Annotated in this window: 20 protein-coding genes and 1 riboswitch; of the genes, 7 read left to right on the top strand and 13 right to left on the bottom strand. The window is 52.4% G+C overall.

Going from position 1 to position 21,099, the window contains the following annotated elements; genetic code table 11:
- Positions 1-261: 261 nt before the first annotated feature.
- Together H6F91_RS15435 and acnB are read right to left on the bottom strand one after the other, a co-directional pair.
- Positions 262-693, bottom strand: coding sequence for a hypothetical protein (locus H6F91_RS15435; protein ID WP_190771121.1), 432 nt, complete (start codon positions 691-693; stop codon positions 262-264).
- Positions 694-893: 200 nt separating this feature from the next.
- On the bottom strand, positions 894-3,482 hold the full coding sequence (gene acnB / locus H6F91_RS15430) for a bifunctional aconitate hydratase 2/2-methylisocitrate dehydratase (protein ID WP_190771124.1): 2,589 nt from the start codon (positions 3,480-3,482) through the stop codon (positions 894-896).
- Between the two features lie 259 nt (positions 3,483-3,741).
- Here acnB and gmd point away from each other — a divergent pair, with 259 nt between their 5' ends.
- A complete protein-coding gene (gmd, locus tag H6F91_RS15425) occupies positions 3,742-4,818 on the top strand; it encodes a GDP-mannose 4,6-dehydratase (RefSeq protein ID WP_190771120.1) in 1,077 nt (358 codons plus the stop codon).
- Between the two features lie 13 nt (positions 4,819-4,831).
- Complete coding sequence (locus H6F91_RS15420; protein WP_190771119.1) at positions 4,832-5,782, top strand: GDP-L-fucose synthase; 951 nt, start codon at positions 4,832-4,834, stop codon at positions 5,780-5,782.
- A 119-nt stretch (positions 5,783-5,901) separates the two neighbouring features.
- Here H6F91_RS15420 and H6F91_RS15415 read toward each other — a convergent pair whose 3' ends face one another.
- The 3 genes from H6F91_RS15415 to murD all read right to left on the bottom strand — a co-directional run bounded on the left by H6F91_RS15415 (position 5,902) and on the right by murD (position 9,295).
- A complete protein-coding gene (locus H6F91_RS15415; protein ID WP_190771118.1) occupies positions 5,902-7,119 on the bottom strand; it encodes a glycosyltransferase in 1,218 nt (405 codons plus the stop codon).
- A 214-nt stretch (positions 7,120-7,333) separates the two neighbouring features.
- Positions 7,334-7,663, bottom strand: coding sequence for a nucleoside triphosphate pyrophosphohydrolase (locus H6F91_RS15410; protein WP_190771117.1), 330 nt, complete (start codon positions 7,661-7,663; stop codon positions 7,334-7,336).
- 273 nt (positions 7,664-7,936) lie between these two features.
- Complete coding sequence (gene murD, locus H6F91_RS15405; protein ID WP_190771116.1) at positions 7,937-9,295, bottom strand: UDP-N-acetylmuramoyl-L-alanine--D-glutamate ligase; 1,359 nt, start codon at positions 9,293-9,295, stop codon at positions 7,937-7,939.
- A 330-nt stretch (positions 9,296-9,625) separates the two neighbouring features.
- Between murD and def the strand changes: the two genes are divergently transcribed.
- The gene (def, locus tag H6F91_RS15400; RefSeq protein WP_190771115.1) at positions 9,626-10,150 is read left to right on the top strand and encodes a peptide deformylase; all 525 of its coding nucleotides are present in this window, start codon (positions 9,626-9,628) and stop codon (positions 10,148-10,150) included.
- Positions 10,151-10,341: 191 nt separating this feature from the next.
- Here def and H6F91_RS28330 read toward each other — a convergent pair whose 3' ends face one another.
- Both H6F91_RS28330 and folP read right to left on the bottom strand, forming a co-directional pair.
- Positions 10,342-10,464, bottom strand: coding sequence for a hypothetical protein (locus H6F91_RS28330; protein WP_277874397.1), 123 nt, complete (start codon positions 10,462-10,464; stop codon positions 10,342-10,344).
- Positions 10,465-10,504: 40 nt separating this feature from the next.
- Positions 10,505-10,579: riboswitch (Glutamine riboswitch) on the bottom strand.
- A 134-nt stretch (positions 10,580-10,713) separates the two neighbouring features.
- Positions 10,714-11,568 (bottom strand): dihydropteroate synthase, encoded by an 855-nt coding sequence (folP, locus tag H6F91_RS15395; protein ID WP_190771114.1) that lies wholly within the window; start codon positions 11,566-11,568, stop codon positions 10,714-10,716.
- 354 nt (positions 11,569-11,922) lie between these two features.
- On the opposite strand from folP, the gene H6F91_RS15390 reads away from it, so the two are divergent.
- The gene (locus tag H6F91_RS15390; RefSeq protein WP_190771113.1) at positions 11,923-12,510 is read left to right on the top strand and encodes an NAD(P)H-dependent oxidoreductase; all 588 of its coding nucleotides are present in this window, start codon (positions 11,923-11,925) and stop codon (positions 12,508-12,510) included.
- A 259-nt stretch (positions 12,511-12,769) separates the two neighbouring features.
- On the opposite strand, the gene H6F91_RS15385 is transcribed toward H6F91_RS15390, so the two are convergent.
- Complete coding sequence (locus H6F91_RS15385) at positions 12,770-13,897, bottom strand: DegT/DnrJ/EryC1/StrS family aminotransferase (RefSeq protein WP_347280042.1); 1,128 nt, start codon at positions 13,895-13,897, stop codon at positions 12,770-12,772.
- 598 nt (positions 13,898-14,495) lie between these two features.
- On the opposite strand from H6F91_RS15385, the gene fetB reads away from it, so the two are divergent.
- Complete coding sequence (gene fetB, locus H6F91_RS15380; protein ID WP_347280041.1) at positions 14,496-15,275, top strand: iron export ABC transporter permease subunit FetB; 780 nt, start codon at positions 14,496-14,498, stop codon at positions 15,273-15,275.
- Between the two features lie 112 nt (positions 15,276-15,387).
- On the opposite strand, the gene H6F91_RS15375 is transcribed toward fetB, so the two are convergent.
- Together H6F91_RS15375 and H6F91_RS28325 are read right to left on the bottom strand one after the other, a co-directional pair.
- The gene (locus tag H6F91_RS15375) at positions 15,388-17,253 is read right to left on the bottom strand and encodes a hypothetical protein (RefSeq protein WP_190771110.1); all 1,866 of its coding nucleotides are present in this window, start codon (positions 17,251-17,253) and stop codon (positions 15,388-15,390) included.
- 145 nt (positions 17,254-17,398) lie between these two features.
- Positions 17,399-17,530 (bottom strand): hypothetical protein, encoded by a 132-nt coding sequence (locus tag H6F91_RS28325; RefSeq protein WP_277874396.1) that lies wholly within the window; start codon positions 17,528-17,530, stop codon positions 17,399-17,401.
- Between H6F91_RS28325 and H6F91_RS15370 the strand changes: the two genes are divergently transcribed.
- A complete protein-coding gene (locus H6F91_RS15370) occupies positions 17,529-18,239 on the top strand; it encodes a response regulator transcription factor (RefSeq protein ID WP_190771109.1) in 711 nt (236 codons plus the stop codon). The two genes, H6F91_RS28325 and H6F91_RS15370, sit on opposite strands and share 2 nt — an antisense overlap.
- 181 nt (positions 18,240-18,420) lie before the next feature.
- Here the strand turns inward: H6F91_RS15370 and H6F91_RS15365 are convergent, their stop codons facing one another.
- Positions 18,421-18,825, bottom strand: coding sequence for a cytochrome c (locus H6F91_RS15365; protein WP_242035807.1), 405 nt, complete (start codon positions 18,823-18,825; stop codon positions 18,421-18,423).
- Positions 18,826-19,407: 582 nt separating this feature from the next.
- Here H6F91_RS15365 and petG point away from each other — a divergent pair.
- The gene (gene petG, locus H6F91_RS15360; RefSeq protein ID WP_190431032.1) at positions 19,408-19,521 is read left to right on the top strand and encodes a cytochrome b6-f complex subunit V; all 114 of its coding nucleotides are present in this window, start codon (positions 19,408-19,410) and stop codon (positions 19,519-19,521) included.
- A gap of 92 nt (positions 19,522-19,613) precedes the next feature.
- Here the strand turns inward: petG and rsmD are convergent, their stop codons facing one another.
- On the bottom strand, positions 19,614-20,183 hold the full coding sequence (rsmD, locus tag H6F91_RS15355) for a 16S rRNA (guanine(966)-N(2))-methyltransferase RsmD (protein ID WP_190771108.1): 570 nt from the start codon (positions 20,181-20,183) through the stop codon (positions 19,614-19,616).
- Positions 20,184-20,293: 110 nt separating this feature from the next.
- Complete coding sequence (gene hisH / locus H6F91_RS15350; protein ID WP_190771107.1) at positions 20,294-20,938, bottom strand: imidazole glycerol phosphate synthase subunit HisH; 645 nt, start codon at positions 20,936-20,938, stop codon at positions 20,294-20,296.
- Positions 20,939-21,099 lie beyond the last annotated feature (161 nt).

Here is a 21,099-nt window from a genome sequence, read left to right as displayed (position 1 = left end):
TGAAAACGTCCCGCAAGTGTTAGCTCATCGTTGTGCTTACCTGAATGGGTTAATTGGTTCGCCATTGTACAGTGATTAAGCATAATTGCTTATAGAAAAAGTGACATGCTCCCCACGCAATGTCCCTACGACAAGGGTGGTAGAGTATGCGGTACAGGAAGTATGAGGGGATACATCCCACTTTTTCAAATTGATAAACCTAGCATGGAGTAGCTGGCTTCAAAGCTTCAAAACGCTAAAACTAACCACCTTAAGGAGGATCTAATAGGGCTGCAAAATTGCATTTGTTCTAGCTTCTTCTAAACACTGCTCCAACGTTAACCCTTGTAAAAATTCCCACCATTTATCTGTATGGCGCATGTAGGCTACGTTAAATTGGTCGGCGCCAACATATTCGTAACGGCTGAACCGATGCTCGAATGATGGTGCGATCGCCCGTGGGCTGGGGCAATTATAAGTACCGCAAATGTAGAAATAATTACGGTACCACTTTCCGTAGAGATCCACTAAATAGTTGAAATCGTGATCGGTTGGCGGTGGTTTGATATAGGTAGGTTTGTATAGAGTTTCGATGATCTCGTCAAACTTTTCTTGAACCAATCGTTTCGTTTCCTCGGGTACTTTCGGCTTCGCTGCCTTGGGAGGATCGTAAACCCATTGATACTTCGCTTTACTCGGTTTGCGTTTTGCCATTGCCCTAAAAGAAAATAGTTGATTTGTGGAGATTGTACACACAAATCAACTGTTGGAGAGTATGGATGAGAGCGCTGCTTATGGGATTAAGCGATCGCCTCTTTTATCGCTGTAGCCATTTTCATTAAGACAAAAAGAGTAGGCCAACGCATTGCGCTGGCCTACTCTTTTTGTCTTAATGAAAATGGCTGCGAGATAACCTAAATCGAAGCCACCAGGCTCGCTTCCTCATCCTTCGACAACACACGCCCCTGGTCTTCGAATCCAGTGATCTGGTCAAAGTTAAGGTAACGATAGAGATCCGAAGCAAACGGATCGATCTTCTTCGTCACAATCTCCATATACTCCTCGACCGTAGGAATGCGGCCCAGAAGAGCGCACACGGCAGCCAGTTCTGCTGAGCCCAGGTAAACCTGAGCCCCTTTACCCATTCGGTTATTAAAGTTGCGGGTGGAGGTAGAGAAAACTGTCACGCCGTCTTCGACACGGGCCTGGTTACCCATGCAGAGCGAACATCCTGGCATTTCTGTACGAGCACCCGCAGCAGCAAAGATACCGTAGTAGCCTTCCTCCCGGAGTTGCTGTTCATCCATTCGGGTCGGCGGTGCAATCCACAGACGCACCTTCACGGGGCCAGCTCCTTCCAACACCTTGGCAGCGGCGCGGTAGTGGCCGATATTGGTCATACAGGAACCAATGAACACCTCGTGGATGGGATCACCGGCACACTCCGACATCAACTTGATGTTGTCGGGGTCGTTAGGAGCTGCCACCAGAGGTTCTTTAATTTCGTCGAGATTGACCTCAATAATGTCGGCATATTCGGCATCCGCATCGGCCGTCATCAAGCTGGGGTTCGACAGCCACTCCTCCATCTTGCGAACTCGGCGCAGAATTGTGCGGGCATCGCCATAGCCCCGGGCCACCATATTCTTCAGCAGCGCGACGTTTGACCGCAGATACTCCGCTACGGTGTCAGGGCTGAGCTGAATGGTGCAACCTGCGGCGGAGCGTTCTGCGGAAGCATCCGTTAGTTCAAATGCTTGTTCCAGTTGCAGGTTGGGCAGCCCTTCCATCTCCAGAATGCGCCCATTGTAGACATTCTTCTTGTTCTCTTTGGCGACCGTCAACTTGCCCTGCTGCATCGCTACATAGGGAATGGCATTCACAACATCCCGCAGGGTCACCCCCGGTTGCAGTTTTCCACTAAAGCGCACCAGCACCGACTCCGGCATATCCAATGGCATAACACCCAGAGCCGCCGCGAATGCGACCAGACCCGAACCTGCCGGGAAGGAAATTCCCAGGGGGAAGCGGGTATGAGAGTCGCCCCCAGTACCCACGGTATCGGGAAGGAGCATCCGGTTCAGCCAGGAGTGAATAATGCCATCGCCAGCTCGCAGGGATACACCTCCCCGTGAGTTGATAAAGTCAGGCAGTTCTTTCTGAGTTTTGATATCGACAGGTTTGGGGTAGGCAGCGGTATGGCAGAAGCTTTGCATCACCAGATCTGCACTAAAGCCGAGGCAGGCCAATTCCTTCAGCTCATCGCGAGTCATAGGGCCAGTGGTGTCCTGGGAACCTACCGTGGTCATGATGGGGTCGCACGAAGTACCAGGCCGTACACCCGGAAGACCACAAGCTTTACCCACCATCTTCTGAGCTAATGTGAAACCTTTACCGCTGTCAGCAGGAGCCTGTGGCCGGACAAATACGGTGCTGCACTCTAAACCCAGAGCGGCGCGAGTTTTGTCGGTGAGCGATCGCCCAATCAACAACGGAATCCGTCCCCCCGCTCGCACTTCATCCAAAATAGTTTCTGGCTTTAAGCTGAAGGTCGAAATTACTTCCCCCGCTTCATTTTGAATTTCGCCCTTATAGGGATAGATCGTAATCACATCCCCGGTTTCCATCTTCGTAACGTCGCACTCAATGGGCAGTGCCCCTGAATCTTCAGCGGTGTTAAAGAAGATAGGCGCAATCTTGCCGCCCAGAATGACCCCACCCGCACGCTTATTGGGTACGCAGGGGATATCATGGCCGATGTGCCACAGCACCGAGTTGATGGCTGACTTCCGCGAAGAACCCGTACCGACGACGTCGCCAACGTAGGCTAGCGGATGCCCTTTCTGCTTCAGCTCGACAATGGTATCCAACGCACCCGCCAGGCGAGTCTCCAGCATTACTGTTGCGTGAAGCGGGATGTCAGGACGAGTCGTTGCATGGGGTGCAGGGGAGAGATCATCAGTATTCGTCTCACCGGGCACCTTAAAGACTGTCACGGTGATCGCTTCAGGCAGTTCGGGACGGTTGGTAAACCACTCCGCATCAGCCCAGGACTGCATTACGCGCTGTGCGTAGCTGTTCCCTGAGCTTGCCAGTTCCTCCACATCGTGGAAGGCATCATATACCAACAAAATTTTGCTCAGGGCTGCGGTGGCGGTTTCCGCCAGTTCGACATTGGGAGATTTGAGCAGGTCGATGAGCGATCGCACATTATATCCGCCCATCATCGTTCCCAGTAGCTCCACAGCCTCTTTAGGGCTGATCAGGGGGCTTGTGGTTTCACCGTGGGCGATCGCCGTCAGGAACCCAGCCTTTACATAGGCTGCCTGATCTACACCGGGGGGAATGCGATCGCGCAACAAGCTCAACAAAAACTCCTCTTCCCCCGCGGGAGGAGCCTTCAGCAATTCACACAACTCTGACGTCTGCTCAGCGGACAGGGGCAATGGCGGAATCCCCAAAGCTGCCCGCTCTTCTTCATGCTTCCGATAGGCTTCCAACATGCTTGTCATGCTCCTGTCTGTTCAACGTCCTGATCCCAGGGCCGATTTATGTGAATATTTCTAATGAGTATAGTCCCACGGTAGCGTGTCACAAGGCTCGTCGTGAGCAGTGGAAATTGGATGATAGACTCAATGGGTTAAACGACCCGACGGACTGGGAACGTTGAAGTGGGGCTAGAAGTTTTGGCTGTTTAATCCCGGTGCAACTTTTTGCGGCTTTTGGTCATCTAAGAACGAGAACAATCTAGGAACTTAAGGTATGACAGACAGGAAACGGGCACTCATTACTGGGATCACAGGGCAAGATGGGTCATATCTAAGTGAGCTGCTGTTGGAAAAAGGCTACGAAGTTCACGGCATTATTCGCCGTACGTCTACCTTTAATACCGATCGCATCGACCACATCTATGAAGACCCGCATAGTGAGCATGCCCGCCTGTTCCTGCACTACGGCGATCTAACCGATGGCACGACCCTCCGCCGCATTCTTGAGGAAGTCGAGCCTCACGAGATCTACAACCTGGGTGCCCAATCTCACGTTCGAGTGAGCTTTGATGCGCCTGAATATACCGTTGATACGGTAGCCATGGGTACCTTGCGCCTTCTAGAAGCCATCCGCGATTACCAACGTCGCACGAATCTCCAGGTGAAGTTTTACCAGGCGGGCTCTTCAGAGATGTATGGTAAGGTTCAGGAAATTCCCCAGACAGAAACAACCCCCTTCTATCCCCGCAGCCCCTACGCCTGTGCCAAGGTCTATGCCCACTGGCAAACTGTAAATTATCGGGAATCCTATGACCTGTTTGCCTGCAATGGCATCTTGTTTAACCACGAATCTCCTCGCCGTGGCGAAACCTTTGTGACTCGCAAAATTACCCGCGCCCTGGCTCGCATTGTTGCAGGCCAGCAGAAAAAAATGTACCTGGGCAACCTCGACTCCAAGCGCGACTGGGGCTATGCCAAAGACTACGTCCGGGCCATGTGGCTGATGCTGCAACAAGATGAACCCGATGATTACGTCATTGCAACCAATGAAACCCATTCCATTCGTGAGTTTCTAGACCTGGCTTTCGGGTACGTCAACATGGATTGGCAGAACTATGTAGAATTTGATGCCCGCTATCTGCGTCCTGCGGAAGTCGATATTTTGATTGGGGATTGCAGTAAGGCAAAACAGAAATTAGGTTGGGAACCCTCCGTTACATTCGAGCAACTGGTTCACCTGATGGTCGAGGCTGACCTCAAAGCCCTTGGGTTGATTCCTCTGAACGGCCACAGCATTCAAGCTGTTTTGGACCAAGCCACCGTTCGTGGCATTGGCAGCAGCGTATCGTGATCAGGAGAACCCCATGACAGCAACAGCATTGGATTTAAGCAAGCAACGAATTTTGGTAACTGGTGGTGCAGGTTTCCTGGGGAAGCAGGTGATCGATCAGCTCTGCAAAGCTGGGGCTGATGCGAACAAGATTACGGTGGTGCGATCGCGCGACTACGACCTGCGCCAGATGGACGCTTGCCAGCGTGCTGTAGACCAACAAGACGTTGTCATTCACCTGGCTGCTCACGTCGGCGGCATTGGTCTCAACCGCGAAAAACCTGCCGAGCTGTTCTACGACAACTTGATGATGGGCACGCAGCTCATCCATGCGGCGTACCAGGCTGGCGTCAAAAAGTTCGTCTGTGTTGGCACCATCTGTGCCTACCCTAAATTCACCCCCGTTCCCTTCAAAGAGGATGACCTCTGGGCAGGCTACCCTGAGGAGACTAATGCTCCTTACGGTGTCGCGAAAAAAGCGTTGCTCGTGCAACTTGAAGCATACCGTCAGCAATACGGCTTCAACGGCATTTACCTACTGCCCGTCAACCTCTACGGCCCCGAAGACAACTTCGACCCTCGCAGTTCCCACGTCATTCCGGCCCTGATTCGCAAAGTCCACGAAGCTCAACAACGGGGCGACAAAACCATCCCTGTGTGGGGCGATGGCAGCCCGACCCGTGAGTTTCTCTACTCCACAGATGCGGCCCGAGGCATTGTGATGGGTACGCAGCTCTACAATGACCCTGATCCTGTTAACTTAGGCACTGGCTACGAAATCTCCATCAAAGATTTAATCGAACTGATTTGCGAACTGATGGAGTACAAGGGCGAACTGGTTTGGGAAACGGATAAACCCAATGGGCAGCCACGCCGTTGCCTGGATACCGAGCGAGCCAAAGCTCGCTTTGGCTTCGTTGCTGAAGTTCCCTTCCGAGAAGGGTTGCAGAATACGATCAACTGGTATCGGCAACACCATACCTAACCTCAGTTTGGGATAACTTGAAGTGCCCATTTTGGCGTGCGCTTTACGCACGCCAAAATGGGCTTTTTTGAGGGCGCAAAGCGCGCCCTCAAAAAGCCATAACCTGAACTCTGGTTACCCTAGCGGCGCATTAGCGTCTGAATCAGGCTAACGTGCTTTGGTAGCAAGTCAGATAGTGCGTAGTTGTCCACAATGGTTTTGCGGGCATTTTCGCGGAGAGGTTTAAGTTCGTCTTGATGAGTCAGGGCGTATTCGAGGCGATCGCATATTCCCTTCGTATCAAAGAAGTCCACCAACAATGCATTGACTCCGTCTTGAGCCATCTCCCGAACAGGAGGTGTGTCAGATGCAACAACGAGACACCCGGATGAGAGAGATTCCATAAATGACCAGGAGAGAACGAAGGGGCGAGTCAAGTAAACATGAACGGAAGATGCTCGCAGGATGAGTTTGTAGATGCCATAGGGTAATGTGCCGAGGAAGTGAACCCGATTCATATCCAAGGGGAACCGTTCTAACATCACCTCTTTAAAGCTGTTGCCTTTGGGGGCAGCGGGGCCATAGGCAATACGATCGCCTGCCACAATCACCACATGGCAATTAGGCCGTCGTTCTAGAAGTAGGGCGATCGCCTCAATAAACTGTGGGAAACCCCGATAGGCGTCCATTCCCCGCGATACATAGGTGACAATCTCATCCACATCGGAAAGGTCTAACCCAATTTCAGGGAAGCACATCTTCTGGTTAGGGTCGGGGAAGAAATAGTCAGTATCAATGCCGTCGTGGAGGACGTCGATTTTGGATTGGAATTCGGGGGGAAGTTGGGACTTTTGCCAGTGGGTGGGGCTGATGCCGCGATCGCAACTGTACAAATCGACCAGTAAGGTGGCGTTGCCTGCCCGAATGCGAAGATGATCATCCATGTCCAATGGAAAGGCTGGATCGAAGTCGGCGTCAGTGCCCTTGGCATGACCAAACCATTCGAAGTAGGAGAGTAAGGCTGTATCCGGGAAGGCATCTTTGATAAAAATGCCGTTGCCCCAGCCAGCATGACTACAAACGACATCAGGTACAAAGTCTGATTTCTTTAACTGATCGGCCAATCGGAAGACCGCCTGTCCGTGCAGCACAGCGCTTTCGTAGGAGCGAACATAGTGGTGGGTGCTGGCATGGGGGTCACGACTGGGAGCATAGTTGACTTTGATGACTCCGGGTAGCTGCACATCTTCCGTGTGCTTAGTTCCGTAGACCACTCTGTTGTTAGGGTCACGGGCCAAAGCTTTTGCCAGTTCGCGGTATTGGGCAGGGAAATTGTTGTGCAGAAACAGGATATTCATGGGGATAATCCAGAAGCCACGCCCTCCAGTGTATGCCTGGGAAGGTGAATTTTTCTTACTCCTTAGAAGAAAAATCTAGCGCCAATCATTGCAAATACGCCTTCTGAATGTGCTTTGCATGCTCAGAAAGCCTAGAACTCAGAGGAAAGATGCGCTTAGCGCATCTTTCCTCTGAGTTCTAGGCTTTTTGTAATCGACTGAGCGTTTTGGATGACTAAAGCTTCTCGTCCGTCCAGAGTAGGCGAATGCGTTGACGAAAACTACCTCGAGCTTCACGGCGAAGCATTTGGGTTTTGCGGACAGTTTCCGGGGATATCTTGTAAGCAGCCATGAGAGCCATCAAAACTTCTTGAACATCAGCCAATTCGGTGATCAGGTCTTCGTCCTGGGCCGTGGCGACTTCCTGGGCTTCCTCGATCAGTTTGGCACGGAGAGCCTGGCGGTAGTCGGTTTCTGACAGCACCTCGGTGTCGCAAGTTTTACCTGCGGCCCGAATTAAGTCAGGAATGCGATCGCGAACGAGCTTGTTGAAATGGTTTCGCATGGGAATGGAGTATCAGGGGTGGGCACACGGCTCCCATCGTCTTTAGTGGTAACGCATTGTGGGGGATATGTAGCGATCGCAACGCAAATCCAACGAAGTTTTTCTCGATGAACCTGTTTCTTAAAGCCCTTCAGAAAAAAGGTGGTTGCGTCGCTGTACGGGGTAAATGGAACTTTCTACACCAAGTGGCGCAGTAAGCAGGTTTATGGCGGGCACGACAAAGCAAAGCTTTGTCACGGAAAAACGGTGGGGCCGGTTTGGTAGAGGCCGGGGCTAGACTAGTGCTGCTTTACACAGTTCGCGGAAGTGGTCGCCACGATGCTCGAAACTCTGGTATTGATCGAAGCTGGCACAGGCCGGAGAAAGAAGTACAACACGGGCGTTGTATTGCTGAGCCAGGGTTGTGCTGCGGGCGATCGCCCGATCCATCGTTTCTACAATCTCGTACGTAGTGTACCCTATGGATTCTAACTGCTGGGCAAAGGCTGGAGCAGCACTACCAATGAGAAGCACAGCGGCCGCTTTTTGTTGGATAGTTTTGAGCCACCCAGTGTCGTCGCCATCTTTGGCTTCGCCCCCGGCAATGAGGATGGCTGGAGCTTCGACGGCTGTTAATCCAACCTCAGCGGCATCGTAGTTGGTGGCTTTGCTGTCGTTAATGAAAGCAACGCCCTGCCAGGTGCAGATATGTTCCAGGCGATGGGCTACACCGGGGAAGGTCTCAATGGCCCGGGTGATCGCTTCCGTTTCAATGCCAGCCAGCTTCGCAGCCAGGACAGCCATCAGCAAGTTTTGGTGGTTGTGGCTACCGACCATACGGAGGGCCGAGACGGGGACGATGGGAGCCCCCATGGCGATCGCCCAGCCATCCTCAATCCAGGCTCCCCGTGTGGGTTGGCCCGGTAGGGTATCTTTGCCGGTCACGCTAGTCCAATAGGCGTCGGGCCAGGATGTAGCGACTTGCCGCAGATAAGGGTCATCCCCGTTAAAAATTTGTGATTGGGAGTGATTCAGTAGCTTGGCTTTGATGGCGTAGTAATTTTCCAGGGTGTAGTGGCGGCTGAGGTGGTCGGGAGTGAACGTGGTCCAGACCCCAATGCGGGGGGCGAGGGTCGCGGAGGATTCAATCTGGTAGCTGCTGATTTCAGCGATAATCCAGTCGGGGGAGTGGCCCTCAGCCTGAGCTTTGAGGGCGACTTCGCAAGCGGCAAAGCCGATGTTGCCACAGGCAGGGGCGCACAGGCCCGCAGCCTGGAAGATGGCAGCAATCAGGGCCGTGGTTGTGGTTTTGCCGTTGGTGCCGGTAATGCCAAGCCAGGGGGAATTGGGGAGCGATCGCCAGGCTAGTTCCATTTCGCCCAGGGTTTCGATGTCCTGCTCGCGCGCCTGTAGGAGGGCAGGGAGATCCCATCGGACGCCGGGGCTGACGATAACCTGTTGGAAGGCGGGATCGGGGGTGAAGCGGTGATCCAGTAGGACTGTAATGCCTTCGGCTTCGAGTTGTTGTCGGGTTTGTTGCAAGGTATCTGCGTTACCAGAGTCACTGACAGTGACGGTCCAGCCTTGCCGATGAAGTAGTCGGGCTGCGGCGATTCCAGAGCGGCCTAAACCAACGATGCAAGCTCCCGGCATGGGCGAGTTCTTCCGAAATGGGCAAGGCTAATCTTACTATCAAATCCGCTATCAAATCTGGCTGAAGAACCATAATATGCAGGGTTATATTGCGCCGCACCACAGCAATTCTCATTACGGACTTCAAAGCCAAAATGGGCATTGCTGGCCGCACCCCTGCGTATTATGCGCCGATCATATCCTCAGAGGTTTTGTATATTCCAATGACGGGTTGAAAACGTTGCTTGAACCTTGTGCTTACAATACGAGTACTTGTTGGGCCCCCTGAGTTGTGATGTGTTGTTGGGGCTGCTTCTTGTGTTCTGTTAAAGCTTTAGTGACTTTACCGTTATGCCTGAGTTGCTTGAAATTGCTCAATTGGGAAATCCTGCTTTGCGGGAGATTGCGCAACCTGTTTTGGATCTCCACAATCTGGAGTTCCAGGGTTTTTTAGATCGGCTACTGGCGACGATGCTAGAGGGAAATGGTGTAGGGATTGCGGCTCCACAGGTAGGGCGATCGCTCCAGGCACTGATTGTGGCATCACGTCCAAATCTTCGCTATCCACAAGCTCCGTTGATGGAGCCTGTGATTATGCTCAACCCTCAACTCCTCAGCCACGATGATGAGGTTGTTGTGGATTGGGAAGGGTGCTTGAGTATTCCGGGCTTGCGGGGGCAAGTGCCGCGCTACCGGGCGATCGAAATTAGCTATATGACTCGGGATGGGAAAATGGTGCGGCAGGAACTCACAGATTTTGTCGCGCGTATTTTTCAACATGAGTTTGACCACCTGAGCGGCAAGGTGTACTTGGATCGGGTGGCACAGGTTCAAGATTTGGTAACGGAACAGGAATATCTGAAGCGTGTCCTGTAAAGGCGTGGTTCTGCTTAATCGTAATAGGGTAAATCCCCAGATTCTTTAAGAACCTGGGGATTTCTTAGCTTTATAGCACTACGCCCTTAGAACCAGGAGGATTCTTGTAAAAGCTGTGCTTTGCCCGACTTTTCAGCAAGTAATCTGTCCTAACTTAATTGCATCAGGCTACGTGACTAAAAGAACATAGATTAGCCTTGCTCAGAAGGCTGTGGACGATATGTCAACGACCAGACTAAAGCAGGCGCTAATACAGAACAGGCGATCGCAATAACTCCAACGATCGAAAAGACATCCATCAAGTTCGTAAACATAACAACTTCGCCTCCAGGTAGTGAAGCGTAACCAGGATGAGGCACGTTCCTTCGGGGTGTTCCCTTACTTCTGTCTCTCCAGCACGTTAGCCAGGCTCCAGGAGAGATGAACGTTTTTGCTTCTATCATCTATGATACAAAAGTTAATAAGCTTCAGTAGAGCCAGCCCTTGACTGCTTTACAAAACTTTACGTTGGAATTTGAGTAAGAGTGGCTAGTTGTTCGGTTCTATCGACCTGCTCGTATCGGTTATCCTCTTAAGATTGCGTCCGCGACGCGAGACACGTCGTACATCTCCCGAATGTCATGAACTCGTAGAATGTCGGCTCCTCCGGCGATCGCCCCATAGCAAGCGGCTGCCGTGCCCCAGACGCGTTGTTTGGCATCGGGCTGATTCAATATATGACCAATGAAAGCTTTGCGTGATGGGCCGACCAGAATGGGGTAGCCCAGTGCTTTCAATTTCGGCAGTTCCCGTAGAATCTTCAAGTTTTGGGCATAGGTTTTAGCAAATCCAATGCCGGGGTCGATGGCGATGTGGGTTTGGGAAATACCGCTGGCAAGTGCCGCTTCTATCCGCCGTGCCAAAAAATTATAGATGTCGCCCATGAGGTCGTCGTACTGGGTCAACTGCTGCATGGTTTTTGGGGTACCCCGCATGTGCATCAGAATGATGGGAACACCGAGCTCAGCTACGGTGGGCAGCATATCGGGGTCGTAAACCGCACCCGAAATGTCGTTGATGATATCGGCTCCAGCGGCGATCGCCTCCCGAGCAACAGCAGCTTTGGTCGTATCGACTGATATGGGAACCGTTAGTGGTGGATGGTGCTCAGATCCCTTACGAATGCTTTGAATAACCGGGATGACACGGTGGAGTTCTTCTTCCAGGGAAATATCGTCGGCTTGAGGTCGGGTGGACTGGCCACCAATATCCAGCACATCAGAGCCGCTCTGTACAAGGATGTGGGCTTGATGCAGGGCTGATTCCAGGGTGCTGAAGTCGCCCCCATCGCTAAAACTATCGGGGGTGACGTTGAGGATGCCCATCAGGTAGGTGCGATCGCCCCAGTTCCAGCTTCCCCGCTCTCCAAAATTCCACATACTGTTATGCAAAAACGCCTGTTATATCCAGTTTGCTAGGAAGAGGGACCGTGTGGTGCATTAAAGCGTGCGTCAAGGGTTTGTTTACGCGTGAATCGTAGGAAACCTCAGTTCGGGATAAGCTGAAGTGCTCATTTTGGCGTGCGCAAAGCGCACGCCAAAATGAGCGTTTTCGAGTGCCGCGCAACGCGCGGCACTCGAAAACGCCCTTAACCCGAACTCAGGTTAGGAAAATTGTGTGGTTGTATTGGAGCTTCTGATACAGAAAATAAATCCTAACTTCCTTCTTAAGAATGTGCAGAGAGATTCACTCCGATTTTTATAATCGGGGGCAGTGTCAAGAAATTTTCTGTTATGAGTGATACCCCTCGAATTTTGGCGTTTTCAGGCAGCGCCCGGAAAGAGTCATTGAATAAGCGTCTGGTGCAAATTGCCGCCAATGGGGCGAGAACTGCGGGAGCCGAGGTGACCTATTTGGATTTTCGGGATCTGCCGTTGCCACTGTATGACGAGGATCTGGAAAAGGAGCGGGGAATTCCTGAGAATGTGTTCAAGCTGAAGGAGTTAATGAAATCCCACCAGGGTTTTCTCATTTCTTCACCCGAATACAACAGCTCGGTAACACCGTTGCTGAAGAATGCCATTGATTGGGCATCTCGCCCCACAGACGGTGAGCCGCCCCTTTCCTTAACCGCTTTTACGGATAAGGTCGCGGGATTGATGAGTGCCTCTCCAGGCGGATTGGGTGGATTGCGGGGGTTGATTCATTTGCGATCAATTCTCGGTAACATTCGTGTTCTGGTCTTGCCAGACCAGGTTGCGGTCACGAAAGCTTATGAAGCCTTTAATCCAGATGGAACCTTGAAAGATCCTCAGCAACAGAAGTTGGTTGAAGAAATTGGGGTGAAGGTTGCAACCGTTGCCGCCAAGTTAAACGGGTAACCGGTTATGTTTGAAAAGCCTTCTGCATGGCTTTTCAAACATAAAAGACTTACGCAGTTGTGGTGTGGGTGGGTGCTTCGCACCCCACCCACACCACAACTGCACTACGAATAGGGGACTTGCGTTAGTCCTGAAATAATTAATCTGAGTTCGGGTTAAGGGAGGTTTTCGTGTGCGCTTCTCGCACACCAAATGGGCACTTCAGCTTATCCCGAACTGAGGTTCATTAAGGCTATATCCATGGATGAGATTGGCCCAATTAATCCAACAGGCTCCCTTTCAGCACATAGTAGATGTGCTCCTGTTCCTCGGCGGTCAGCTCAGGAAACATCGGTAGGGAGAGCACTTCCTGGGCTACTTGCTCCGTGACGGGTAGTTGGCCCGGGGTGTAGTTGAGATGCTGATAAACCGATTGCTGGTGGAGCGGAACGGGATAGTAGATCATGGAGCTGACGCCCTGGTCTTGAAGCTGCTGGCGCAGGCGATCGCGCCGTCCCTCTTTCCCCTCGCTCAACACGCGGATGGTGTATTGGTTCCAAACACTGCGTCCACCTACGGTATTCGCCGGAGGAACAATGCCAGGTAGGTGGCTGAGTAACTCGTGATAGCGATGAGCGATCGCATCCCGTTGCCAGTTGAACCCCTCCAGGTACCGCAGCTTGACTCGAAGCACAGCGGCCTGCACCGCATCCAACCGACTGTTGATGCCGATGGCTTCGTGGTAGTAGCGGGCGCGACTGCCATGCTCTTTTAGGATACGGATGCGATCGGCGATCTCGGGGTCCTGGGTTGTAATCGCTCCCCCATCGCCAGCACCCCCCAGGTTTTTGGTGGGGAAGAAGCTGAAGCACCCGATGAGCCCGATGCTACCGACTTTTTGTCCATCCCAACAGGCTCCTGTAGCCTGGGCACAGTCTTCGATCACCGGAAGTTGATGGGATTGGGCGATCGCCATCAGCCGGGTCATATCTGCCGGACGACCAAACAGGTGAACCGGCATGATCGCTTTGGTGCGGGAGGTAATGGCGACCTCAACGGCCGTGGGGTCGATGTTAAACGAATCCGCCTCGATATCGACAAAGACCGGCGTAGCCCCAACGGCACTAATGGTTTCGGCAGTGGCGAAGAAGCTGAAAGGCGTGGTGATCACTTCATCCCCTGGGCCAATGTTGAGGGCGCGTAGGGCCAGGTAGAGCGCGTCAGTACCGGAGTTACAGCCAACGCAATAGGCTGTGCCGGTGTAAGCAGCAAATTCTTCTTCAAAGGCCTGAACAATAGGGCTATTAATATACTTGCCCGAAGCCAGAACCTCCAGCACAGTGCTACTCAGTTCATCACCAATAATTCGATATTGCCGGGTCAGATCAAAGGGGGGAATAAAATTCACGCCAATTTACCAATAACGAGGACGTTCACCCAATCCTGGAATTTGCCTGGATTGTGACCTGGTCACCCATGGGAGCTGGGGGCAAGGGGCGGGTTAGATTCATGGAATTCTTCTCGCCCATCGGGTAATCCCTCGCTATATTCCCAGATTTGGCGCATTGACGTATCTCCTGGGTGGACAGTTTCAGGTGCCAGTTTTCCAACTGGCAGTTTTATCCTTCACTTATAGGTTCTACGGCACAGGGGTTCAGCAATTCTCATTTTGGATTGATGTTCTAGGCGGTGGGGTGAAAGGGGCACGAGGTGCCCCTTTCACCCCATCCCCATCCACTTTGAGTGGACGGGCTTTTGTAGGTGAGGTGGGCAAAAACTACCTCACCTACAAAAGTGCAGCAATTCTCATTTTGAAATCCAACCCGAAAATAGCCCGCCGAAGGCGGGCTATTTTCGGGTTTCAAAGCTGAGAGTTCGTGCCCTTCGGGCACAAACTCTCAGCTTTGAAACCCATACTGAGAATTGCTGACAAAAGTGGGATGCACTTGACGCATCTCCCTGTGGAATTGGTATACTCGCGTCTCGCAAGGGTGTGGAGGCATAGGGTGGAGGAAACAATCCAACTCGATTTGGCGCGGCTGGGGTGGGCTTTGGGCTTAATGGTCATCGCTGTGGGGCTCTCTCTGTGGCAACACCTGGGCCTCGAATGGAAGCTGGGAGTTGCTACGGGACGTACCATTGTTCAACTATTGGCAGTGGGGTACTTTCTGGCGGTCGCCTTCAGTATCCAAAACTCCTGGCTGGTGCTGGCAATTATTGGGGTCATGATGTTTACGGCGACGGTGGTGGCCCGTAACCGGATTAGCCGCAAGCTCCCCCAGCTCTTACCCTTACTTGGTGGAGTGCTGTTCTGCACCACAACTCTGACTCTGGCCTATGTTCACCTGTTGGTGATTCGTCCCCAACCCTGGTTTGATCCTCAATACCTGATTCCCCTGGCCGGCATTCTGTTAGGAAATGCGATGAATGCAGCGGCGATCGCCGGGGAACGCCTGGTCACCAATCTCAACAGTAGCCAAATAGAAATTGAAACACACCTGAGCCTCGGTGCTACCCCTGCTCAAGCAACGCAGCAGTACCGTAACGATGCGATTCAGGCGGGCTTAATTCCCATCCTGAATGCCATGACGGTCATTGGTATCGTCACCCTTCCCGGCATTATTACCGGGCAAATACTGGCCGGGGCTGATCCCTTCAATGCCGCCCTCTATCAAATGCTGATTATGTTCATGCTGGCATTTGTAGATTTACTCGCCAGCCTGCTGGTGACCCAAGGTATCTACCGGCAGTTTTTTAATGGGGCAGCCCAATTTACACGCCATTAGTCAGAACTTACACATTTGTGTTGGGTGTGCTTCGCACGCCCAACACAAATGTGCCAAATATGGTGGGCGCGTAAGCCCTGAATTTGTGCCGTATCTGGTACAGCACAAAATCCTATCGGTTCAACTGGGGTACAAATCCATTCATCTGCGGATCATAAATCCCAAAGAGATTTCCTTCGGCTTCGTAAAGCTCGATCGGAGCGTTGCTGAACTCTCCTACGGAGGCGATCGCCTGTAGTAGTGGATTCATATAGCTCATGCGAGTGGTATCGTCGAGCGGAGCACCAGAATTGGCCATAGCCTGGTCGAGCGCCTGTTCATAGGCTCGGGTCATGCGGACTTGTACCCGATTATCAACAGGTTCGTAGGTACAGGCGCGGGGCTGACCCCCGCAGAGGGGATCCAGTTCTTGAAGTGCGGCTTGAAGGGCGCTGGAAACCCGCAGACGTTCCTGAGCATTGGTCAAAGCTGCCTGGTAGGAGGCCTTAAGAGATTGCCCCCGCTCAAAGGCGGTGCTGCCTTTTTCTAGCTGCTGGAGTTGGGCTAAGGCCAGTTGCCACTGTGCGACCGCTTCTCCCCATTGATTGCGGCGTTCAGCGGCCTGGGCAGCCGTTGCGAGGGCGATCGCGCGGTCGTAGCGATTGTTGGCTTGGCCTTCTAACCGCAGACGATCTTCTGCGGCCTGTAACTGAGGACGGTAGAGTTCTGACAGTTGCAGCGCTTCGGCATAGGCCATTGTTCCATTGGGGACCTGAGCCAATATTGCCAGCACCGACTGCCAGGTGGCCCGTATGCGCTCCAACCCTTCATCAGATTGGGCGATGCTTTGTCGTGTTTCAGCTTCTTTCGCGGCTTTGCGAGCCATCGTGACCCGCTCCTGGGCCTCCACTTCGCGCCGAATGCGAAGATCAATCTGGCCTAAATTAGCCCGATACTCCTTGAGCTTATATTGCGCCAAATCATGGACGGGGCTGTTTTGGGGGACGTTCTCGAGTTGGGCGATCGCGGCCCGCCAACCCTGTTGCACCTCACGCCATACAGAGAGGGGATGGGGCGGGTTTTGGCTTTTGACGGCGGCCTGCATAGCTAAACGCTGAGCCAGTACCACCCGTTCTAGTTTTTGGGCATCGATCTCATAGGTGTTCAGCAATCCCTGAGCCACTTCGTAGTGGGGTGACCAGGAGGGAATGCGAGCCAGTAGATAACTCGCCTCCACCAAAGACTCATAAGCAGCGACCACATCCTGGGCCGACTTCCCAGCGGTCATCTTCTCAGAGGCGGTGGTTTGTAACTGTTGGGCCGTGTCCAGGGCAGTGCAACGGCCTACAACGCAGGGCCGTGTCAGGGCGTAGGTTCCACCAACGGTCAGCATGGCGGCAGCGGCGATCGCTCCCGCTACTACCATACGAGGAATTCGCACCCGCTTCCAGGGCAACCGCCACCGCACCGGAATTTCTGTGGCTTCAACATCGACCACCTCCAGCCGCGGTTCATCCGTGGGGGTCGGTAATACTGTTAAGAATGCCGGGCTTGCCAAGGCTGGGGATTCTGGCAGATCAGACTGGGGATCTGTCGAAATGGGATGAATTGCCGGGGATGGAGAAAAGGGTGGAATGCCTGTAGTGGGAGCGGAAGCAATCCCATCGCTGGAAAAGACCGAGTCCCAGGCCATTCGGTAAAAGCCATAGGGCTCTATCTCACCTAGCCGCCGTACATAGAAGTGGACGGCATAGAGGTCGGGCGATCGCGCCATCCAAGCTTGAATACTTGGCTCTTGCCGCATAGCCATTTCTAGAACTTTGAAGACCAGCGACTGATTGACGCGCTCTTGAGGCGCATGCTGCACTGCCACCAACAATTTTCCTTCCTTTGCCGCGCATTGCACAGGCCAGTGCAAGCTCTCAGGCAAGACGGCCCGCAGGTTCTCTTGCAACTGTTTCTCTAGACTACGCAATTCAGAAAATTGAGTTGTCGTCATCGCCCCTCCCTGTCCCCTGAGTCTGATGGAACACGCCGACGCAAACGAATCTTCGCAAGTCTAGCAGACTTGTTTACCTATCTCCCAGCGCATTAAAGAACCTCCTCCTGTCAAAGCCTAAAGCCTTCGTATTGCAGCGTAGTATCTACAACATGAAGGCTTTGAGCTTTGGTAGATACCCGATAATGCCATTCGGAAACCCCTTATTTAAGAACACGTCTTCCTTTGCTAGCATACGTTCAGCAACGGCCTCAAGGGCTAAAGTTACCAGAGCCATGGATATTCTGATTGTTGAAGATGAAGCTGAGATTGCTCAATTGATTCAGCTTTATTTGGAAAAAGAAGGGTTTACCTGTCGTGCCTGTCGCGATGGCCTTAGTGCTGTGCAACTGTTCCATGAGGTGAAGCCGGACCTCATCATTTTGGATCTAATGTTACCCGGGCTGGATGGGTTAGAGGTTTGTGCGCGCATTCGTCAAAAACCTGGTGCAAAGGATCCCTACATCCTGATGCTGACGGCCAAAGGGGATGAGATGGATCGGATTATCGGCTTATCCACTGGAGCTGATGATTACATGGTGAAACCTTTTAGCCCCCGCGAATTGGTCGCTCGGGTGCGGGCACTGCTACGGCGTAATTTGCGCCAGGGTGGGCAGTCTCACACCTACCAGACGCCACACTTTACGGTGGATTTAGACCAGCGGTTGGCCCAACGTCATCTGCTGTCGCAAGAGATTGAGGCACTAGATTTGACAACTCTGGAATTTGACCTGTTGGCTACCTTTGTCAGTTACCCCGGTCGCGTTTGGAACCGGGCTCAGTTGATTGAAAAGCTCTGGGGCAGTGACTTCTTTGGGGATGAACGGGTGGTAGACACTCATATTGCTCGGCTGCGCAAGAAGATTGAGCCGGACCCTTCTAACCCCGTCTTTGTTAAAACTGTGATCGGCGTAGGTTATCGCTTCGAAGATTCGAGTAGTGCTTGATGCCCATTGCACTCAAGTATAAAAATCTAGGCCAAATAGCTTGTACGCGAGGGAGAACGGAGCAAAGCCCTGCCCATATATAAGTAATGCACTAGACCTGACAAAAATATGTAAGTCCCTTAAGTAAGCTACCTCAGCATCGCTAGATGGCTTACTTAAAGGATTACGGGTCATTAAACTTTTATAGCGTTTCGAGAAATTTAAGCAGATCGGCCATATCTTGGGGAGTGGGTTGAAATTGAGGCATGGGTGGCGTGCGGCCACTTACAACCTGACGAATCAGCCCAACCTTAGACTTACGCGAAGAGACGTTCTGTAAACTGGGCCCAACTTCCCCTTTGCCATAAGCACCATGGCAAGTGGCACAGTTCATTAGAAAAATCTCCGTACCCCGTCTGGCATCGCCATGCAGCGACAAAACATCCCGCGCATAGGGATCAGCGCGGTCAACAAAATGGATTCCGGCGATCGTAATACTGACAATGGCCAGAATCCCAAAGAGAACGGACATCACTTGCCGGATGGGAAAGGATGACGAAGATGCCACGCTTTCGGCCCGGTTGTCCATTACCTGTTGTTTATCCAAGAGTTCTCTAGTCAAAGCCAGGTGGGTGGAGTGTTTCTCAATCTATAACTTAGATTAAGGTTTTTTGCATAGCATGAGGAGATTACACAGATTTATTTAATATGTGTACGGCCTCATCCATTGGGCAGAGATTCCGCAAAGCTGTCAAAACAACTGGTTTTTGGAGCCTGATAAGGCGTATTTTGGGCTTTTGCCGTTTTATCAGTGCCTTCAATTTTCTATTTTAAGCTATGCCTTTATATAGATATCTCTGTTAACTGTGTCGGTGTGTGAAGTATTGGCGTAAAGAACTCTTGCGGATCTAAAGTTCTGTAACGTCTGCCATTTCAGGATAGGGGCTAAGCTGCGAAGCATTTTCCCCTAGGTCTGGAACTCGACAGCAGTTCTCATTATGAGCTTCAAAGCCAAGATTACGCGCCCGTCAGGCGCGCAATCTTGGCTTTGAAGCCCGAAAACCGCTTGCCTTCGGCAAGCGGTTTTCGGGCTTAATTCCATACTGAGAATTGCTGGGAACTCGAAGGCTCCATTTTCTCGATGAGCATCTTGCTATAAGATCAAGGTGATTCTTAAGGAGAGCATACTGTGGTCGAACCCTTACTTTCTGGTATCGTTCTGGGGCTGATTCCCATCACGCTGGCAGGGCTGTTTGTTGCGGCTTACCTGCAATACCGTCGTGGTAACCAGCTTGGCCTGTAAGCCTCTGGTTTGCAATCTGTATTTAAAAAGCGCCAGGGCGATCGCCCCGGCGCTTTTGTTTTGGAAGGTACTCCACTGTGAGGCGTACTTCTTTATGGGCTGTCCAGAGCAAAAAAAGTGACCGCAGTATTGCCATAAACTTTCTCCCGGCATACCGCCAGGGGCATTACTTGTGCCAGTAACTCCGCCCAGGCTTCCTTTGACCAGCGTTTGGGCTCATGCTCTACGGCTAATTCCCCATCGGGAGCCAGCAGGTGGTCTCGACCAATAATTTGAAGGACGGGCAGATAGAGCTCGCTGGCATAGGGTGGGTCAAAGTAGATGCGATCGAAGCTTTGCCCTTTCAGGGTTGGCAGCTTTTGCACAACATCCCCCCGTAGCAGTCGAAATCGTTGCCCAGATTGGGCAATGCGCTGCCAGTTTTCGGTAATCACTGTGCAGGCTTTTGCTGATTGTTCAATGCCCACCACTTCAGCGGCCTCTCGACCCAGGGCTTCTGCACCCATGGCTCCGATGCCACTACACAGATCCAGCCAGCGGCACCCTGGAATGGCTCCCTGCCAGATGTTGAATAGCGCTTCCCGTACTCGTGCCGGAGTTGGACGGGTTGCCTGCCCCGGTAACGTTTTGAGAGGGCGGTTCCCGTAGACGCGCAAACTCATGGATTTAGAAATAGGGGTCTAAAGACAGAATTGATGTTTCGTGTGCATAGAACACGAAACATCAATGGTTTCAAGATTGTTTCTCGTCCGCAAAGCGCACAAAAAACGAGTTAGGAGGCAACCCCCGCAAGCTGTTTCTGCTGCACCAGCGTTACGAAATTGGCGAGAATTTTCAGACCTGTCGTCGAGGATTTCTCAGGGTGGAATTGGGCGGCCATCAGGTTGTCGCGGGCGATCGCTGCCGTCACCGTTTGGCTGCCATGGGTAACGGTTGCCGCAACGACGACTGGATCTGTTGGGTCGGCATAGAAGGAATGTACGAAGTACACCCAGGGGTTAGGTAGCTCCTGCCATAGGGTCAGATCCGACTGCACTACTTGCAGTGGGTTCCAGCCCATATGGGGAATCGTAATTCCGGGTTCTGGGCGGAAGCGTCGTACCATGCCAGGCACAATACCCAGACCTGCTTCGCGTCCCTCTTCGCTGCCTTCTAGAAGAATTTGCAGACCCAGGCAGATACCCAGGAAAGGCTTGCCACTAGCAATGACGTCACGGATAGGATGGATTAGATCGCGCGATCGCAAATGCTGAATCGCTGGGTCAAATGCTCCCACGCCAGGTAGCACAACCGCATCGGCTTGCTCTAGATCGCGGGCCACGTCAGTTACCAGGGTTGTGGCACCCGCCTTCTCCAATCCTTTGCAGGCCGAATGCAGGTTTCCCATGTCATAGTCCACCACTGCAATTCGCACCATGTTTCCAGTCCTCCGCCTGTGTAGCAGAACATTATCACTATAACGTTGAGCGTGTTGATTCAGCGCTACTGCCGGTGATGTTTCAAGCCTGTGGACAGGATGCGGGGAAAGGGGCACGAAGTGCCCCTTTCCCATCTGCCCTGAATCACGGTAGTTCTCCT

The sequence above is a fragment of the Leptolyngbya sp. FACHB-8 genome (genome assembly GCF_014695575.1).
Lineage (GTDB): Bacteria > Cyanobacteriota > Cyanobacteriia > Elainellales > Elainellaceae > Vacuolonema.
This window is presented reverse-complemented; position numbering and strand designations above follow the sequence as displayed.

Excerpts from the sequence above, each read along its gene's own strand:
- H6F91_RS15435 (WP_190771121.1), bottom strand. The coding sequence starts at position 693 with ATGGCAAAACGCAAACCGAGTAAAGCGAAGTATCAATGGGTTTACGAT.
- acnB (WP_190771124.1), bottom strand. The coding sequence starts at position 3,482 with ATGTTGGAAGCCTATCGGAAGCATGAAGAAGAGCGGGCAGCTTTGGGG.
- gmd (WP_190771120.1), top strand. The coding sequence starts at position 3,742 with ATGACAGACAGGAAACGGGCACTCATTACTGGGATCACAGGGCAAGAT.
- H6F91_RS15420 (WP_190771119.1), top strand. The coding sequence starts at position 4,832 with ATGACAGCAACAGCATTGGATTTAAGCAAGCAACGAATTTTGGTAACT.
- H6F91_RS15415 (WP_190771118.1), bottom strand. The coding sequence starts at position 7,119 with ATGAATATCCTGTTTCTGCACAACAATTTCCCTGCCCAATACCGCGAA.
- H6F91_RS15410 (WP_190771117.1), bottom strand. The coding sequence starts at position 7,663 with ATGCGAAACCATTTCAACAAGCTCGTTCGCGATCGCATTCCTGACTTA.
- murD (WP_190771116.1), bottom strand. The coding sequence starts at position 9,295 with ATGCCGGGAGCTTGCATCGTTGGTTTAGGCCGCTCTGGAATCGCCGCA.
- def (WP_190771115.1), top strand. The coding sequence starts at position 9,626 with ATGCCTGAGTTGCTTGAAATTGCTCAATTGGGAAATCCTGCTTTGCGG.
- H6F91_RS28330 (WP_277874397.1), bottom strand. The coding sequence starts at position 10,464 with ATGTTTACGAACTTGATGGATGTCTTTTCGATCGTTGGAGTTATTGCG.
- folP (WP_190771114.1), bottom strand. The coding sequence starts at position 11,568 with ATGTGGAATTTTGGAGAGCGGGGAAGCTGGAACTGGGGCGATCGCACC.
- H6F91_RS15390 (WP_190771113.1), top strand. The coding sequence starts at position 11,923 with ATGAGTGATACCCCTCGAATTTTGGCGTTTTCAGGCAGCGCCCGGAAA.
- H6F91_RS15375 (WP_190771110.1), bottom strand. The coding sequence starts at position 17,253 with ATGACGACAACTCAATTTTCTGAATTGCGTAGTCTAGAGAAACAGTTG.
- H6F91_RS15370 (WP_190771109.1), top strand. The coding sequence starts at position 17,529 with ATGGATATTCTGATTGTTGAAGATGAAGCTGAGATTGCTCAATTGATT.
- H6F91_RS28325 (WP_277874396.1), bottom strand. The coding sequence starts at position 17,530 with ATGGCTCTGGTAACTTTAGCCCTTGAGGCCGTTGCTGAACGTATGCTA.
- rsmD (WP_190771108.1), bottom strand. The coding sequence starts at position 20,183 with ATGAGTTTGCGCGTCTACGGGAACCGCCCTCTCAAAACGTTACCGGGG.
- hisH (WP_190771107.1), bottom strand. The coding sequence starts at position 20,938 with ATGGTGCGAATTGCAGTGGTGGACTATGACATGGGAAACCTGCATTCG.